Source organism: Bradyrhizobium sp. Y36 (assembly GCF_002531575.1).
Taxonomy (GTDB): domain Bacteria; phylum Pseudomonadota; class Alphaproteobacteria; order Rhizobiales; family Xanthobacteraceae; genus Bradyrhizobium.
The window spans coordinates 286,580-302,350 of record NZ_NWTI01000003.1 but is presented as its reverse complement, the minus strand read 5'-3'; the positions used below and the strand labels follow the sequence as shown (position 1 = coordinate 302,350).

14 protein-coding genes are annotated in these 15,771 nt (G+C 66.0%); 5 read left to right on the top strand and 9 right to left on the bottom strand.

Annotated elements, in window-relative coordinates; genetic code table 11:
* Window positions 1–11: 11 nt before the first annotated feature.
* Genes CO669_RS08130 through CO669_RS08090 form a run of 9 tightly spaced genes read right to left on the bottom strand, consistent with a single transcriptional unit; the run spans window position 12 to window position 9,489 of the window.
* Window positions 12–989, bottom strand: a complete 978-nt coding sequence (locus tag CO669_RS08130) for an ABC transporter permease (RefSeq protein ID WP_097659259.1) — start codon at window positions 987–989, stop codon at window positions 12–14.
* Window positions 986–1,936, bottom strand: coding sequence for an ABC transporter permease (locus CO669_RS08125; RefSeq protein ID WP_097659258.1), 951 nt, complete (start codon window positions 1,934–1,936; stop codon window positions 986–988). Before CO669_RS08125 ends, CO669_RS08130 begins: the two co-directional genes overlap by 4 nt.
* Window positions 1,929–3,452, bottom strand: coding sequence for a sugar ABC transporter ATP-binding protein (locus tag CO669_RS08120; RefSeq protein WP_097659257.1), 1,524 nt, complete (start codon window positions 3,450–3,452; stop codon window positions 1,929–1,931). The genes CO669_RS08125 and CO669_RS08120 overlap by 8 nt, the downstream gene beginning before the upstream one ends.
* Window positions 3,449–4,843 (bottom strand): FAD-linked oxidase C-terminal domain-containing protein, encoded by a 1,395-nt coding sequence (locus CO669_RS08115; RefSeq protein ID WP_097659256.1) that lies wholly within the window; start codon window positions 4,841–4,843, stop codon window positions 3,449–3,451. The genes CO669_RS08120 and CO669_RS08115 overlap by 4 nt, the downstream gene beginning before the upstream one ends.
* A gap of 55 nt (window positions 4,844–4,898) precedes the next feature.
* On the bottom strand, window positions 4,899–5,783 hold the full coding sequence (locus tag CO669_RS08110) for an intradiol ring-cleavage dioxygenase (protein ID WP_097659255.1): 885 nt from the start codon (window positions 5,781–5,783) through the stop codon (window positions 4,899–4,901).
* A 14-nt stretch (window positions 5,784–5,797) separates the two neighbouring features.
* Complete coding sequence (locus CO669_RS08105) at window positions 5,798–6,700, bottom strand: NAD(P)-dependent oxidoreductase (protein ID WP_097659254.1); 903 nt, start codon at window positions 6,698–6,700, stop codon at window positions 5,798–5,800.
* Between the two features lie 20 nt (window positions 6,701–6,720).
* On the bottom strand, window positions 6,721–8,085 hold the full coding sequence (locus CO669_RS08100; RefSeq protein WP_097659253.1) for an amidohydrolase family protein: 1,365 nt from the start codon (window positions 8,083–8,085) through the stop codon (window positions 6,721–6,723).
* Window positions 8,086–8,089: 4 nt separating this feature from the next.
* A complete protein-coding gene (locus CO669_RS08095; protein ID WP_097659252.1) occupies window positions 8,090–9,169 on the bottom strand; it encodes a maleylacetate reductase in 1,080 nt (359 codons plus the stop codon).
* On the bottom strand, window positions 9,166–9,489 hold the full coding sequence (locus CO669_RS08090; RefSeq protein ID WP_097659251.1) for a Dabb family protein: 324 nt from the start codon (window positions 9,487–9,489) through the stop codon (window positions 9,166–9,168). Before CO669_RS08090 ends, CO669_RS08095 begins: the two co-directional genes overlap by 4 nt.
* A gap of 107 nt (window positions 9,490–9,596) precedes the next feature.
* On the opposite strand from CO669_RS08090, the gene CO669_RS08085 reads away from it, so the two are divergent.
* The 5 genes from CO669_RS08085 to CO669_RS08065 all read left to right on the top strand — a co-directional run bounded on the left by CO669_RS08085 (window position 9,597) and on the right by CO669_RS08065 (window position 15,698).
* A complete protein-coding gene (locus tag CO669_RS08085; RefSeq protein WP_097659250.1) occupies window positions 9,597–10,520 on the top strand; it encodes a LysR family transcriptional regulator in 924 nt (307 codons plus the stop codon).
* 13 nt (window positions 10,521–10,533) lie between these two features.
* A complete protein-coding gene (gene xylB / locus CO669_RS08080; protein ID WP_097659249.1) occupies window positions 10,534–11,979 on the top strand; it encodes a xylulokinase in 1,446 nt (481 codons plus the stop codon).
* A gap of 127 nt (window positions 11,980–12,106) precedes the next feature.
* Window positions 12,107–13,630, top strand: coding sequence for a sugar ABC transporter ATP-binding protein (locus CO669_RS08075; protein WP_097659248.1), 1,524 nt, complete (start codon window positions 12,107–12,109; stop codon window positions 13,628–13,630).
* Entirely contained in the window at window positions 13,623–14,663 is a 1,041-nt protein-coding gene (locus tag CO669_RS08070; protein ID WP_097659247.1) for an ABC transporter permease subunit, read from the top strand. Before CO669_RS08075 ends, CO669_RS08070 begins: the two co-directional genes overlap by 8 nt.
* 87 nt (window positions 14,664–14,750) lie before the next feature.
* On the top strand, window positions 14,751–15,698 hold the full coding sequence (locus tag CO669_RS08065; protein WP_097659246.1) for an ABC transporter substrate-binding protein: 948 nt from the start codon (window positions 14,751–14,753) through the stop codon (window positions 15,696–15,698).
* Window positions 15,699–15,771: the final 73 nt, after the last annotated feature.

Genomic DNA, 15,771 nt, shown 5'->3' with positions numbered 1-15,771 from the left:
ACTCTAAGAACTCATTGCGTGCGGCGGCGCGTCTTCATGTCGAGCCAGACCGCGAGAATGACGATGATGCCGGTGACGAGCGGCTGCCAGTTGGCGCTGACCGACAGCAGGTTCATGCCGTTCAGCACCAGCGTCAGGATCAGCGCGCCGATGAAGGTGCCGAAGACGGTGCCGACGCCGCCGAACAGCGAGGTGCCGCCGATCAGCACGGCCGCGATCGCCGGCAGCGTCAGGCTCTCGCCGATGTCGGCCTCGGCCGAATTGAGCCGCGACAGGAAGATGATCGAGGCGAGACCCGCCATGGTTCCTGAGACCGCATAGACCAGGAGCAGGCGCCGCGCGACCGGAATGCCGGAGAGCCGGGCCGCAACCGGATTGGCGCCGATCGCATAGATCTCCTGGCCCCAGATCGTCCGCTGCGCGAAGAACGTCCCGATCCCGAGAAACACCAGCAGCAGGTAGACGGGGATCGGCAGGCCGAGCAGATAGCCGCTGCCGATCTGGCGGAAACCGGCGGGGAAGCCGTGCAGCGTCTCGCCTGCCATGTACCAGTAGGTGAGGCCGTTCAGCACCCAGAGCATGCCGTAGGTGGCGATGAAGGAGGGAATGCGCAGCGCCGTGACCATCACGCCGTTGAGCAGGCCGACGAGGCCGCCGCAGGCGAGGCCCGTGAGGATGCCGAGCGCCGGAGAGCCGGTCTTATGGATCACGGTGCCGGCGATGCAGGCTGACAGCGCGACATTGGCGCCGACGGAAAGGTCGAGGCCGGCGGTCAGCACCACCAGCGTCAGGCCGGAGGCGATGAAGAAGGTCAGGCTCGCCTGCCTGAGCACGTTGAGGATGTTGCCGAGGCTCAGGAAGGAATCGCTGAGCACGGCCAGCACCGCGCAGATCAGGAGCGCCGCGAGCAGGCGATAGAACACCTGGATGGCGTCCTGCGACAGGAAGGAGCGGGGCGGCATCAGCGCCTCTTTGGTGATGTCGGTCATGCGCGGCTCCGGAGGCCGTCGAGGAACAGGGCAACGATGACGAGGACGCCGACGCTGGCGACCTGCACCGAGGACGGCAGCGAGATCAGGTTCAGCCCGTTGCGCAGCACGCCGACGGAAAGCACCCCGAGCAGCGTGCCGAGCAGCCAGCCGTTGCCGCGTTCGAACGAGGTGCCGCCGACGGCAACGGCTGCGATGGCGTCGAATTCGAGTCCGAGGCCGGCGGTGGGATGACCCGAATTCATCCGCGCCGTCATCAGCAGGCCCGCGATGCCGGCCATGGCGCCCCCGATCGCGTAGACCGCGATCAGCAGCTTGTTGGGCGAGAGGCCGGCATAACGCAGCGCTTCGCGGTTGCCGCCGAGCGCGAAGATGTAGGTGCCGAAGCGGGTGTGATAGAGCAGCGCGTGGAAGGCCGCGTAGGTGACGAGCGCCATCACGATCGGCACGGGAATGCCCAGCAGCGTCGCCGAATAGATATCGCGCACGCTGTGGGGGATGCCGACCACGCTCTGGCCGTCGCTGACGATCAGCGACAGGCCCTGCGCCATGCCGAGCGTGCCGAGCGTCGCGACGAAGGGCGGGATGCCGAGGATGGCGACCAGCCAGCCGTTGGCGACGCCGAAGGCCGTGCCCACGAGCAGGCCGGCGCCGAGGCCCAGCAGCATCGATTTGGTCGCGAGCGAGACGATGGCGACGCAGAGCGAGGTCAGCGTCAGCACCGCGCCCATCGACAGGTCCAGCCCCTCGGTCATGATGATCAAGGTCATCGGCAGCGCGAGCATGGTCAGGATGGTCGACTGCACCAGCACGTTGGAGAGGTTGGCGATCGAGAGGAAGCCGGGCGCGATCGCGCTGAACAGCGCGATCAGCAGCACCAGCACGATGGCGACACCGGGAATCCGTTGCAGCGGATTGGGCTCCGAGACGACCGCGGCCTCACGCATGATGCATCCCCAATCGCACGATGTTTTCCTCGGTCAGTTCGTTGCGGGTCAGATGCCCGGCGATGCGCCCCTCGCGCATCACATAGGCGCGGTCGCAGACATGGCAGATCTCGATCTGCTCGGACGAGATCATCAGTGCTGCCGCGCCCTCGGCGACGAGCCGGTCGATCAGCGCAAAGATCTCGGACTTGGCGCCGATATCGATGCCGCGCGTCGGCTCGTCGAAGATGAATAGCTTTGAGCCCGCCGCCAGCCATTTGCCGATCACGACCTTCTGCTGGTTGCCGCCGGAGAGCAGGCCGACCGTCTGCCGCGCGCTTGGCGTGGCGATACGCAGTTGCCGGATCAGGCCGTCGGCGGTGCGCTGGGCGCTGCGCTGGTCGAACAGGCCGCTCGGAAACAGCTTCTTCAGCGCGGAGACCACGAGATTGTCGCTCACCGAGCGTAGCAGCGCGAGCCCTTCGCTCTTCCGGCTCTCCGGGATCAGCGCGATGCCGCGGCGGGCGGCGAGGTCAGGCTCGCCGGAGATGGTCTTGCCGTCGAAGACGATCTCGCCCGACGTCACGGGATCGGCGCCGAAGATGGCGCGGGCGACCTCGCTGCGGCCCGAGCCGACCAGGCCGCACAGGCCGACGATCTCGCCCCGGCGCACCTCGATGTTGATGTCGGAGATGCCGGTCGAAGCGGAGAGGCCCTTGACCTCGAGCAGGAGCTCTCCCGGTTTGTCGGCAAAGTTGCGCGGATAGGTCATGTCCACGTTGCGGCCGACCATCATGCGGACGAGCTGGTCCGGCGAGACATCGGCCGGCTTGACGCCGTCGATGCGGCGGCCGTCGCGCAAGACCGTGATGCGGTCGCCGAGCGCGAACACCTCGGCCATGCGGTGCGAGATATAGACGATCGAGACGCCGTCGGCCTTCAGCCGCGCGATCAGCGCGAACAGCAGCTCGGTCTCGCGGTCGGACAGCGCCGCGGTCGGCTCGTCCATGACGAGAATGCGGGCGTTCTGGCTGATCGCTTTCGCGATCTCGACCATCTGCTGCTGGGCGACGCCGAGCTTGTCGACGGTGGTGGAGGGATCGATGTCGAAGCCGATCGTATCGAGCACGCGCCTGGCGTCGGCCAAGATCCTGCGGCGGTCGATGGTGCCGGGAATGCGGCCCTTCGGCTCACGTCCGAGGAAGATGTTCTGGGCGATATCGAGATAGGGAACCAGCGAGAATTCCTGGAAGATCACCGCGATGCCGAGCTTCTGCGCATCCGCCGTGGACGAGATCGCGACCTTCTCGCCGTTGTAATAGAACTCGCCGGCATCGGCGCGGTAGGCGCCGCACAGCACCTTCATCAGGCTCGACTTGCCGGCGCCGTTCTCCCCGAGCAGCATGTGGACTTCGCCGGGGTAGACGGCAAAGGACACGTCGTCCAGCGCCTTGACGCCGGGGAACTCCTTGCTGATGCCGCGCAGCTCCAAGAGCGGCGTGGGCGAGGTGACCTCGATCGGGAGCGCGTCGCTCATGGTTTGTCTCCGCTCGCAAAGATCTTGCCGGGGTTCATCAGCCCGTCCGGATCAAGCGCGGTCTTGATGGATCGCATCACGTCAACGGCCTCGCCGAGCTCGTCGGCGAGATAGTCGATCTTGCCGAGCCCGATGCCGTGTTCGCCGGTGCAGGTGCCGTCCATGGCGATGGCGCGGGCGACCATGCGGGCCTGGAGCGCCTTGGCGGCTTCAGCCTCCTCGGGCTTGGCCGGATCGATCAGGATCAGCATGTGGAAATTGCCGTCGCCGACATGGCCGACGATCGGCGCGGTGAAGCCATGCTCGTCAGCATCGCGCCGCGTCTCGGTGAGGCATTCGGCGAGACGCGAGATCGGCACGCAGACGTCGGTGATCACGGCGCGCGCGCCGGGCCGCAGGCCGAGGCCGGCATAGAGCGTGTTGTCGCGGGCGTGCCAGAGCCGGCTGCGGTCTTCCTGTGCCTTCGCCCAGGCGAAGCCATGACCGCCGTGGTCAGCCGCGATTGTCTGCGCCGCTTCGGCCTGTTCGGCGACGGAAGCTTCGGAACCGTGGAATTCGAAGAACAGCGTCGGCGTCTCGCGATAGCCGAGCTTGGCGTAGGCGTTGATGCCGCGCATCATGACGTCGTCGAGCAGCTCGATGCGCGCGACGGGGATCGCGGACTGGATCACGGAGATCGCGGTGTCGACGGCATCGCGCAAGCTGTCGAAGCTGCAGACCGCGGCCGAGATCGCTTGCGGCACGGGATGCACTTTCAGCGTGATCTCGGTGATGACACCAAGCGTGCCTTCCGCGCCCACGAACATGCGCGTCAGATCATAGCCGGCGGCGGATTTACGGGCGCGCCTGGCGGTGCGGATGATGCGGCCGTCGGCCAGCACCACCTCGAGCGCCATGACGTTGTCCTTCATGGTGCCGTAGCGCACCGCCATGGTGCCGGAGGCGCGAGTGGACGTCATGCCACCGATCGAGGCGTCGGCGCCGGGATCGATCGGGAAGAACAGGCCGGTGTTGCGCAGCTCCGCATTGAGCTGCTTGCGGGTGATGCCGGGCTGCACCACGACATCCATGTCGCTGTCGTGCACGCTCAGCACCTTGTTCATGCGCGCGAAGTCGAAGCAGACACCACCCGCGACTGCGGCCGCATTGCCTTCGAGCGACGTCCCGGCGCCGTACGGCACGATCGGCATGCGCGCGCTCGCACACAGCTTGACGATCTCGGCGACCTCCTGCGTGGTTTCAGGGAAGACGACGATATCCGGCGGCAAATTGCGATAATGCGACTCGCTCTGCCCATGCTGATCGAGCACGCCGCGCGCAACGCTCGCGCGCGGGCCGATCATGCCCGAGAGGCGATCGGCCAATGCCGTCGTGCTGACCCGCGGTCCCATCCTTCTCCCCGTCTGCTCCCTGTCGGACTCTTGCCGGCCCGTCGCCGCCCCGAGCTTAGGCGGCTCTTGCGTTGCTTGCGACCTGCTTCAGGCCGAAATCGTAATTGAGGTGAAAATACTCGCCGTCCACCATGCGACCATCCGGCGCACGGCCGGCGGGCTGCCTGGTGAATTCGCGGATCAAGCTGTCCTTGACGCCGAACACCACGTCGCTGTCGAGATATTTGTCACCGGCCACGAACACGTGCGTCACGAGCGGCTCGAAGCCCGGTGCCGAGATCATGAAATGGACATGCGCGGGACGCCAGGGATGGCGGCCCTGGGCCTCCAGCATGTCTCCGACCGGGCCGTCATGCGGGACGGGGTAGGCGGCGGGCTTGATCGACCAGAAATGGAAGTGGCCGTTGGCGTCGGTGTGAAAGCGGGCGCGCATCGCCAGATCGCCGATCTGGTCGAGCTGTTGCACGTCGTAATAGCCGTCGTCATCGGAATGCCAGACGTCCACGACGGCGCCTGCGAGCGGCTTGCCGTCGACGGTTGAGACCGAGCCGGTGACCAGCATCGGATCGCCTTGCATCGGGCCGGAGATGTCGGCGCCGCTGTCCTTTTCCGGCGCGGCCTGAACGAAGAACGGGCCGAGCACGGTGGTCTCGGTCGCGCCTTCCGGCACGGGGTGGTTGATCGCATCGACCAGCATGGAGACGCCTAGCGTATCCGACAGCAGGATGAATTCCTGACGCTTGTCGTCGCACATATGCCCGGTGCGGGTCAGGAACTCGATGCCGAACTCCCATTCCTTCTGGGTCGGCCGCACCTCGCGGACAAAGGCGTGCAGGTGCCGCACCAGTGCCTCACTGACCTCCTTGATGCGCGGATCGGACGCGCCCGCGATCCGCTCCAGCACCGCGTCGGTGATCGTGTTCTCGTTGAAGTTACGCATGGAGGCTCCGTGGATCAGAGTTTGGGCTCGCCGAGACCGGACAGCCGTTCGAGATGCTTGACGGTCGCGATGAAATCGGTGTCGCCGTCGCCCTGCGCGACCAGCGAGCCGTAGGTCTCGCGCACCTGGGCGGCGAGCTGTAACGGCACGCCGACGGCATGGCCGGCGCCGAGGATCAAGTCGAGGTCCTTGGCCATCTGCTTGCAGGAGAAGGTCGACTCGAAATCGCGCGTGCGCAGCGGTGCGGTCTTGTATTTCACCATGGGGGATGCGACCGCACTGTCGTCGAGCACTTTCAGGATGTCCTGCCATGCGATGCCGCCCTTGCGCGCCAGCGCCAGGCTTTCCGCCATCATCGCCGCCGACACTGCGATCATCAGATTGACCGAGAGCTTTGCGTAGCGCGCTTCCTCGGCAGGCCCGAGATAGGTCTGGGCGCGGGTGAACGCGGCGAACAACGGCTTTGCGTTCTCGAAGGCGTCCTTCGGACCCGAGACGAAGCAGGAGAGGGCGCCGGTATGAACGATGCTGGCATTACCGGAGACCGGTGAGCGGAGATAGGCAATGCCGCGCGCCTGCGCCGCGGCCGCAACCTCTGTGGAGGCCTCGACGCTCACGGTGCTGGTCTCGATCAAGGCGGCTCCGGGGGCCATCGCTGCGATGAGGCCGGCGGGGCCGAGCAGCGCGCTGCGCAAAGCAGCGTCGTCGGGGAGGGATGTGATGACGGCGGCCTTGCCGCTCACCGCCTCGGCCGGTGAAGCTGCAATCGAAAGGCCTTGTGCACGCGCCTCATCGGCCCGCGCCGCGCTCCGGTCGAACGCGGTGACGGCGTATCCGGCCTTGGCGATCAGCACCGACATCGGCAAGCCCATCTTGCCGATCCCGATGAAAGCGACGTTTTTCGAAGCATCTATCATTGTTGTTGTCCCTGGGACGCTCAGGCGGCGCGCCCCTGTCGTTCGATGTCCTGCACCAGCCGCCGCCCCGATTGCGCCAGCCGTTCCTTCTTCGCTTCAAGTCCATCGACCAGCAGCCGGCCATTTCGCTTCTTCCAGGCGCCGCCGATCATGACCGCCTCGATATTGGCAAGGCTCGTCTGCATCACGACGGTCGCGACGGGATCGTGCACCGGGACGAGATTGAGCTCGCTGGCGTTGATGATGACGAGATCGGCAAGCTTGCCCGGCGTCAGCGATCCGATCTGATGCCCGCGGCCAAGCATCCGGGCACCCTCCGTCGTGATCCAGCGCAGCGCCTCGCGCACGGGGATCGTGGTCGTCGCCGGAATGGTGCCATTCGTTTTCCGCGCCTCTGCATTGTCGAGCGCCCGCTGCATCGAGAGCGCGACACGGGCGACGGAGAGGAGATCGCCGGCCAGAACGGATTCGAGATCGATGCCGATCGTCGGCCGCACGCCGCGCTCGAGCAGCCGTCCGGTGATCGGAAAGCCGTGGCCCTGGATCATCTCGTTCTCTGGCGTCACGGAGAAGGACACGCCGAGATCGACCATGCGGTCGAGCAGATCGTCTGGCAGGTCATTGCCGTGGACGATGTTGATGCCGGCGCCGACGAGGCCGGCCTCGATCAGCTTCTCCCAGCCGCCGGGCGTTTTCGCCGGACCGCCGCCCTGATGCATCGAGGCGATCAGGTTCAGCTCGCGCGCCAGGCGAAAATCCTGCATGGCGACGTCGAGCGTCGAATAATGCGGGCCCAGAATGGCGAGCCCGAGCGTAACAAGGCCGTCGCGATCGGCGAGCGGACCGGCCAGCAGCCGCTCGACTTCGCGGCGCGGATGCGGCACTTCCGAGAAATGCGGCTCACCCGGCTTCGGCTCCGGCTTGGGCGAGCCGTGGAAGAACGCTGCGCGGATGCCGCTCTCGATCAGGCCGCGCACGGCAGCGTCGGTGTGATCGGGCGTCGGGTTGTTGTGGCACCAGTCGACCAGCGTGGTGACGCCGTGGTTGATCTGGTTCAGCGCACCAACGAGGGTTGCGATGTGGATGTCGTCGGGCCGGAATACGGTCGCGAGTCCGGCATGCATGCGGCGGAAATATTCCAGCAGCGTCCAGTTCGCCGCGAAGCCGCGCAAGCCCGTCTGCCATGTGTGCATGTGCGCGTTGATCAGGCCGGGAATGACGATGCGGCCTTTGCCGTCGACGATCTCGGTGTCGGCCGCGACGTCGATCGACGGGCGCACATCGGCGATACGGTCGGCCTCGACCAGCACGTCGCAGGTCGCGAGATCGCCGATCGTGTCATCCATACTGATGACGGTCGCGGATCTGATCAGCGTGCGCCGCATCGCCTCACGCCGCTGCTTTGATGGTGCCCGGCGGCTGGCCGGCCCAGGCGCGCGCAATCAGGTCGCGGATGGCGCTGCGGTCGAGCGGCCGCGGATTCCAATAGAAATTGGTCACCGCGAGATCGGCCGCCCTGTCGATCCCGCTCTCGGGCATGCCGATGTCGCGGAGCGCCATCTTTGCACCGAGCTGTCTTGCGAGATCGTAGAGTCCCCGCGCTGCATCGGCTGCGCCGATGGCACGCGAAATGCGCGTCACCGCATCGGGCACATCAGGCGCGTTGTAGGCGAGCGCATGCGGCAGCACGATGGTGTGGGTTTCGGCGTGGGGCAGATCAAAGGTGCCGCCGAGTGTGTGACAAAGCTTGTGATGCAGCGCCATGCCGACGGTGCCGAGGCAGACGCCGCACAGCCAGGCGCCATAGAGCGCTTCGGTGCGGGCCTCGCGGTCGTCGCTTTTTGCGGCAATCGCGGGCAGGGCGCGGGCCAGCGCGCGAATGCCTTCTTCAGCCATCAGGGATGTGACGGGATTGGTGTCGCGCGCATAGAGCGCCTCGACCGCATGCGCGATCGCATTGATGCCGGAGGTCGCGGCCATGCGCGCCGGCAGTGTCAGCGTGAGATCGACATCGTAGATCACGGTCTCCGGCAGGATCGCCGCGTCGCGCACCGTGGTCTTCAGGCCGTTCTCGGTCTGGCCGACGATCGGCGTCATCTCCGAGCCGGCGTAGGTGGTGGGAATGCAGAGCTGGTTGACGCCGGTGCGCAAGGCCAGCGCCTTGCCGAGGCCGGTGGTCGAGCCGCCGCCGAGCGCCACGACGCAGTCGGCCTCGCATGCCTTCATCGCGGCGAGCGCGCGCTCGGTGACCTCGACCGGCGTGTGCATGGTGGCACCGGGAAAGATGCCGGCATAGAGCGTGCCGAGCGCGGTTCCGAGACTCTTGCCTTGCGCTTCCTGCTGCGGCGTCGTCAGCACCAGCGCGCGCGTGCCGCCGAGCCGCTCGACCTCGGCCTTCGCCGCAGCCAAGGTTCCGCTGCCGAACACGACGCGGCAGGGCAGGTTTTCAAAGGTGAACGAACCGATCATGCGCCGGTCTCTTTGATGGGATAATCGACCTGGAAGCGTCCGATCCGCAAGTCGCCAAGCGCCTCACGGACGCGCAGATGTTCCGGATGGTTGGCATAGGCGCTGAGCGCGGCCTGGTCGGTGAATTCGGAGAACAGGACCACGTCGCAGGCATAGTCGACGGCACTGACGTCCATGCCGACCTCGATATGGGTGAGGCCGTCGATCCGTCCCTTGAGGCCCTCGAACAGGGTCTTGACCTTGACCCGGGCGGCCGAGCGCTCCTCGGGGGTCTCCCCGCGCAGCCGCCACATCACGATGTGCCTGATCGGGCCCGACATTTCCTGATTTCCTCGCCTGCGATAGTGCTTTGTTGGGGGTATTTTGACTTGCAGAAATCGGAAATAAAGGTCAAAATTTGTAAGTCTCTTTTCCTTATTCCGCAAAAATGGACCGGCTGCTCCAACTCGAGGTCTTTGCCAAAACCGCCGAACTCGGCAGTCTTTCCAAAGCTGCCGAAATCCTGCGGATGTCGAACGCCGCCGCTAGTCGTCATCTCAGCGCGCTGGAGGAGCGGCTTGCAGTCCGGCTGATCGAGCGCAACACGCGCCGGCAATGGCTGACTGAAGCCGGGCAGGAACTGCTGCAGCGCTGCAGCACGCTGTTGAACGAGCTCGCCGAGGCCGAGGACGCCGTCTCGGACCGCGCGCTGTCGCCGAAGGGCATGCTGCGTGTGACGAGCTCGCTGTCCTTCGCGATGATCTATCTGGCGCCGATGCTGCCCGCCTTCCGCGCGCTCTATCCTGATCTCAGCGTGCAGATCATCAGCGCAAACCGCTATCTGGACTTCATCGAGGCCGGCATTGACGTCGCGATCCGCACACGCGAGCACGAGCCGGATTCCAACATCATCGTCCGTCGCATCGGCCAGATGCACCGCGTGCTCGCGGCAGCTCCGTCCTACCTGGAGAAGCACGGCCGGCCGGAGCACCCCGCCGATCTCGCCCGCCACGACATGCTGATCTACAACCTCGCCAACGATCCCTATTCGCTGCGGCTGAGCCAGGGCAGCACGACGCAGACGGTCCGGATCGCGCCGACGCTCGACAGCAATGACGGCCAGATCATCTGTGGTGCAGCGCGCGCAGGGCTCGGCATCCTGATCCAGCCGCTCTACATCGTGCAGGGCGATATCGCGGCCGGCCGGCTGGTGCCCGTCCTGACGGGCTGGGAGCTGCCGCTGCTCACCATGAACATCGCCTATCAAAACCGCGTCAGGCTGCCCGCCAAGATCAGGGTCTTCTCCGATTTCCTGGTCAGCTATATTCGCGAGCGTTCGGAGCCGGGGATCTGGATCGATACGGCGAAATGAGCGGGAAGCATCCATGTATCTCGGCATCGATCTCGGCACCTCCGCAGTCAAGACCGTTCTCGTCGACGATGCCCAGCGCGTGATTGCAGGCGAGAGCCGGCCGCTCGCGACCGCCTCGCCGCAACCGGGCTATTCCGAGCAGGACCCCGCCCAGTGGATCGATGCGACCTTCGCCACGCTCGATGCCTTGAAGGCGTCGCATGGAAAAGAGCTGGCGGCCGTCGAAGGCGTCGGATTGTCGGGCCAGATGCACGGCGCCACCCTGCTCGATGCGAGCTCGAGACCCTTGCGGCCCTGCATCCTCTGGAACGACGGACGCTCCGCCGCCGAGTGTCGCGTCCTGGAGCAACGCTGGCCCGCCTTGCGCGCGACAACAGGTAACAAGGCGATGCCGGGATTCACCGCGCCAAAATTACTTTGGATCGCAACGCACGAGCCTGACGTCTTTGCGGCGACGAAGCTCGTCCTGCTGCCAAAGGCCTATCTGCGCCTGGTGCTGTCTGGTGAGGCCATCGAGGACGTCTCGGACGCGTCGGGATCCCTGTGGCTCGACGCCGCGCGTCGGGACTGGTCGGACGCGGCGCTGGCGGCGACCGGCCTGTCGCGCGATCAGATGCCGCGTCTGGTCGAGGGATGCGCGCCAGCAACGACCCTGCGAGGTGAGCTGGCGAGGCGCTGGGGTATGACCAGGCCGCCGATCATTGCGGGCGGTGCCGGCGACAATCCGGCCGGCGCCGTCGGCATCGGCGCGATCCGGCCGGGAACCGCCTTCGTCTCATTGGGAACCTCAGGTGCCTTGCTGGCACCGACCAGCACGATCGCCGCCAACGCAGACCGTGCGGTGCATACGTTCTGCCACGCCGTTCCCGGCATGTGGATTCAGGCCGGCGCGATCCTCTCGGCCGCCTCCTGCCTCGCCTGGGCCGCGCGCCTGTTCGGCGTCACCGAGGCTGAATTGCTGGCGCCGCTTGGATCGCGCCCGCAGGCGCCGTCGCCGGTGAGCTTCCTGCCTTATCTTGCAGGTGAGCGGACGCCGCATGACGACCCCATCGTGCGCGGCATGCTCGACGGTCTGAGCCACGGCACGGATCGCGGGACGATCGTGCAGGCGGTGCTGGAAGGCGTTGCCTTCGCACTTGCCGATTGCCGCGATGCGCTCGTCGATGCCGGCATCGAGATTGCGGAGGCCGACGTCATCGGCGGGGGTTCACGGTCGGCGTTCTGGCTCTCGGTGCTGGCGAACGTGCTGAACGTACCGATCCATCGTTTGGCCGGAGGCGAGACCGGCGCGGCATTCGGTGCGGCGAGATTGGGGCGACTTGCTGTCACCGGTGAGGCAATCGACACGATATGCACGCGGCCGCAGCGCATCGAGGCGTTCGAACCTGACGCCGGGCTGACGGATGCGTATGCCGAGCGGCTTCCCGCGTGGCGCGAACTGTATCGGCCGCGCCACTAGCGACGGTTCGGTGTTGTATTCCTCCGTGTTCAGTATTGCCCTGCGCCGCGGCCTTTTGTTTAATGCGTGAGCCGCGCTGACAGAAGATCGAGACGCGGGTGGGAAACGCATTGCGCCGGGAGGCACGATGAACGATCCGATCCTCGAGATGCGTGGGGTCTCAAAATCCTTCTTTGGCATCAAGGCGCTGCGAGCTGTCGATCTCACCGTCTATGCCGGCGAAGTCCATGCCTTGATGGGGGAGAACGGCGCCGGCAAGTCGACGCTGATGAAGATCCTGTCCGGCGCCTACAGGCCTGATCCCGGCGGCGAGATTCGTATCGAAGGACACCCGGTACGGATCGAGGGTCCGCTCGGCGGCCGCAACGCGGGCATCGCCATCATCTATCAGGAATTGTCGCTCGCTCCCAACCTCACTGTGGCGGAGAACATCTATCTCGGCCGCGAGATCTCGCGTTCAGGAATGTTGGCGCGCGGCGAGATGCGCGATGGCGTCGGCTCCATCCTGAAACGGCTGGGCGCGGACTTCGTGCCATCGACGCTGGTGGCGCATCTCTCCATGGGGCAGCGGCAACTTGTCGAGATCGCGCGTGCGCTGCACGCGAGATCAAAGATTCTGATCATGGACGAGCCGACCACCGCGTTGTCGGCCGGCGAGAGCGCGCGGCTGTTTGCGCTGATCCGCCAGCTTCGCGCCGAGGGCCTCGCCATCATCTACATCTCGCATCGCATGGACGAGGTCTACGCGCTCGGCGACCGCGTCACCGTGTTGCGCGACGGCCGGCTGGTCGGCTCGCTCGACAAGGGCGAGATCCGTGCAGACACCATCGTGCGGATGATGGTGGGACGCGACGTCTCCTCGTTCTACAAGAAGGACCACGACCCGGAGGCGGGGCGGGGACATCCCGTGCTGGCAGCGATCGACATGGCTGACGGCCAGCGCGTCAAGGGCTGCTCGCTCACGGTGCATGCGGGTGAGGTGGTCGGGCTCGCCGGTCTCGTCGGTGCCGGCCGCACCGAGCTTGCGCATCTCATCATCGGCGCCTCGCCGCGAACGTCGGGGCGTCTCGAGCTTGAAGGCCGCCCGATCGAGATCCGCACGCCGGGTGAGGCGCTCGAGGCCGGCATCGCCTACCTGACCGAGGACAGGAAGGCGCTCGGGCTGTTCCTCGACATGTCGTGCCTGGACAATATCAATCTCGCGGTGCTTGGCCGTGATGCCAAGCTCGGCTGGTGGCTCGATCGCGACAAGGCGCGCGAGCGCGCCGACCGGGCCTTCGCAGGTCTCAGCATCCGCGCCGCCAATGTCGGCGTCCCCGCTGGCGGCCTGTCCGGCGGCAATCAGCAGAAGCTGCTGCTGTCGCGGCTTCTGGCCATCGCGCCAAAGGTGTTGATCCTCGACGAGCCGACGCGCGGCGTCGATGTCGGCGCCAAGTCGGAAATCTACTCGATCATCGACAATCTGGCCAAGGCTGGCACCGCGATCCTGGTCATCTCGTCCGATCTCCCCGAGATCATCGGCATCTGCGACCGCGTCGTCGTGATGCGCGCCGGGCACATCGGCGGCGAGGTCGCGCGCGGCTCCAATTCGCCGCTGACACAGGAAGACATCATGGCGTTTGCCACGGGGATGGAGCATCTCGATGCCTGACAATGGTGCTGCGGAGGTTAAGTCCGCCCCGACGACGACCAACGGTGCCGCCGCAGAGACGAGGCGCCAGCGGATGAGAGTGCTGATCAGCGCGCTGGGCATGTTGCCGGTGCTGCTGATCCTCTGCATCGGCTTCCATTTCCTGTCCGAGGGACGATTCTTCACCGGCCAGAATCTCGGCATCGTGTTGCAGCAGGCCGCCGTGAACACCGTGCTCGCCGCAGGCATGACCTTCGTCATCCTCACCGGCGGTATCGACCTCTCGGTCGGCTCGATCCTGGCGGCCTCCGCGATGGCCGGGTTGACGCTCTCCAAGCTGCCCGAGCTTGGGATGCTGTGGCTGCCGGCGTCGGTGCTTACCGGCCTTGGTTTTGGAATCGTCAACGGCGCGTTGATCGCGCTGCTCCGCCTGCCGCCCTTCATCGTCACGCTCGGCTCTCTCACCGCCGTGCGAGGCCTTGCGCGGCTGCTCGGAGCAGATACCACCGTGTTCAATCCGTCCATTCCCTATGCCTTCATCGGCAACGGCTCGCTGACCCTCGTTCCCGGCGTCGCATCGATCCCGTGGCTCTCGGTGATCGCCTTGCTCGTCATCGTCATTTCGTGGCTGGTGCTGCGCCGGACCGTGCTCGGCGTGCACATCTATGCGGTGGGCGGCAATGAAAGCGCGGCGCGGCTTGCAGGCATCAAGGTCTGGGCGGTGCTGATCTTCGTCTACGGGATCTCCGGACTTTTCGCCGGGCTCGGCGGCGCCATGCAGGCGGCGCGGCTCTATGCCGCCAACGGCCTGCAACTCGGGCAATCCTATGAGCTCGACGCCATCACCGCCGTGATCCTCGGCGGCACCTCGTTCGTCGGCGGCATCGGCTCGATCTGGGGTACGCTGGTCGGCGCGCTGATCATCGCCGTCCTCTCGAACGGCCTCATTCTCGTCGGCGTCTCCGACATCTGGCAATATGTCATCAAGGGCCTGGTGATCATCGGTGCCGTGGCACTCGATCGCTATCGGCTGCAAGGCTCCGCCAGAACTTGAGGGCTCCGCCAGAACCTGAAAAGCGAAGTTCCGTTGCGGCAACTGGTCTGCCGTGCCGGGGACGAAGACAGACCAGGGAGGAAGCCAATGTTGAAGAAGACCACGCTCGCCGGCGCCGCGATGGCGCTCGTCCTGACGACCGCACCATCCTTCGCCAAGGAGCTCAAGTCGATCGGCGTCTCGCTGGGCTCGATGGGCAACCCGTTCTTCGTCGCGCTGTCGAAGGGCGCCGAGTTCGAGGCGAAGAAGACCAACCCCAACGTGAAGATCACCGCCGTCGGCTTCGAATACGATCTCGGCAAGCAGGTCACCCAGATCGACAACTTCATCGCTGCCGGCGTCGACCTGATCCTGCTCAACCCCGGCGATCCCAAGGCGATCGGGCCGGCGATCAAGAAGGCGCAGGCCGCCGGCATCGTCGTCGTCGCGGTCGATACCGCGGCCGAAGGCGCCGATGCCACCGTGACCACCAACAACGTGCAGGCCGGCGAGATCTCCTGCCAGTACATCGTCGACAAGTTAGGGGGCAAGGGCGACGTCATCATCCAGAACGGCCCGCAGGTCTCCGCCGTGATCGACCGCGTCGTCGGTTGCAAGAACGTCTTCTCGAAGAACCCCGGCATCAAGGTATTGTCCAGCGACCAGGACGGCAAAGGCTCGCGCGAAGGCGGGCTCACCGTTGCGCAGGGTTATCTGACCCGCTTCCCCAAGATCGACGCCATCTTCGCCATCAACGATCCGCAGGCGATCGGCACCGACCTTGCGGCGCGCCAGCAAAACCGCAGCGGCATCGTCATCACCGCGGTCGACGGCGCGCCCGATATCGAGGCCGCCCTGAAAGATCCGCAGTCGCCGCAGATCCAGGCCTCGGCCTCGCAAGACCCGTTCTTCATGGCGCGGCGGGCCGTGCAGGTCGGCGTTGGCATTCTCAACGGCCAGAAGCCGGCCTCGACCGTCGAGCTGCTGCCGTCCAAGCTCGTGACCAGGGACAACGTCGCCGAGTACAAGGGCTGGACCTCGGATCGCTCTCAATAGGCGCTGTCGCCCCCGAGGGCGCTCGAAGCACCACATGACGGACGGCGTCTCGACTCACGCCGTCCGTTCTGGC

Coding starts and splice junctions, on each gene's coding strand:
- CO669_RS08065 (WP_097659246.1), top strand. CDS start 14,751: ATGTTGAAGAAGACCACGCTCGCCGGCGCCGCGATGGCGCTCGTCCTG.
- CO669_RS08125 (WP_097659258.1), bottom strand. CDS start 1,936: ATGCGTGAGGCCGCGGTCGTCTCGGAGCCCAATCCGCTGCAACGGATT.
- CO669_RS08090 (WP_097659251.1), bottom strand. CDS start 9,489: ATGTCGGGCCCGATCAGGCACATCGTGATGTGGCGGCTGCGCGGGGAG.
- CO669_RS08130 (WP_097659259.1), bottom strand. CDS start 989: ATGACCGACATCACCAAAGAGGCGCTGATGCCGCCCCGCTCCTTCCTG.
- CO669_RS08075 (WP_097659248.1), top strand. CDS start 12,107: ATGAACGATCCGATCCTCGAGATGCGTGGGGTCTCAAAATCCTTCTTT.
- CO669_RS08085 (WP_097659250.1), top strand. CDS start 9,597: ATGGACCGGCTGCTCCAACTCGAGGTCTTTGCCAAAACCGCCGAACTC.
- CO669_RS08095 (WP_097659252.1), bottom strand. CDS start 9,169: ATGATCGGTTCGTTCACCTTTGAAAACCTGCCCTGCCGCGTCGTGTTC.
- CO669_RS08105 (WP_097659254.1), bottom strand. CDS start 6,700: ATGATAGATGCTTCGAAAAACGTCGCTTTCATCGGGATCGGCAAGATG.
- CO669_RS08120 (WP_097659257.1), bottom strand. CDS start 3,452: ATGAGCGACGCGCTCCCGATCGAGGTCACCTCGCCCACGCCGCTCTTG.
- xylB (WP_097659249.1), top strand. CDS start 10,534: ATGTATCTCGGCATCGATCTCGGCACCTCCGCAGTCAAGACCGTTCTC.
- CO669_RS08110 (WP_097659255.1), bottom strand. CDS start 5,783: ATGCGTAACTTCAACGAGAACACGATCACCGACGCGGTGCTGGAGCGG.
- CO669_RS08070 (WP_097659247.1), top strand. CDS start 13,623: ATGCCTGACAATGGTGCTGCGGAGGTTAAGTCCGCCCCGACGACGACC.
- CO669_RS08100 (WP_097659253.1), bottom strand. CDS start 8,085: ATGCGGCGCACGCTGATCAGATCCGCGACCGTCATCAGTATGGATGAC.
- CO669_RS08115 (WP_097659256.1), bottom strand. CDS start 4,843: ATGGGACCGCGGGTCAGCACGACGGCATTGGCCGATCGCCTCTCGGGC.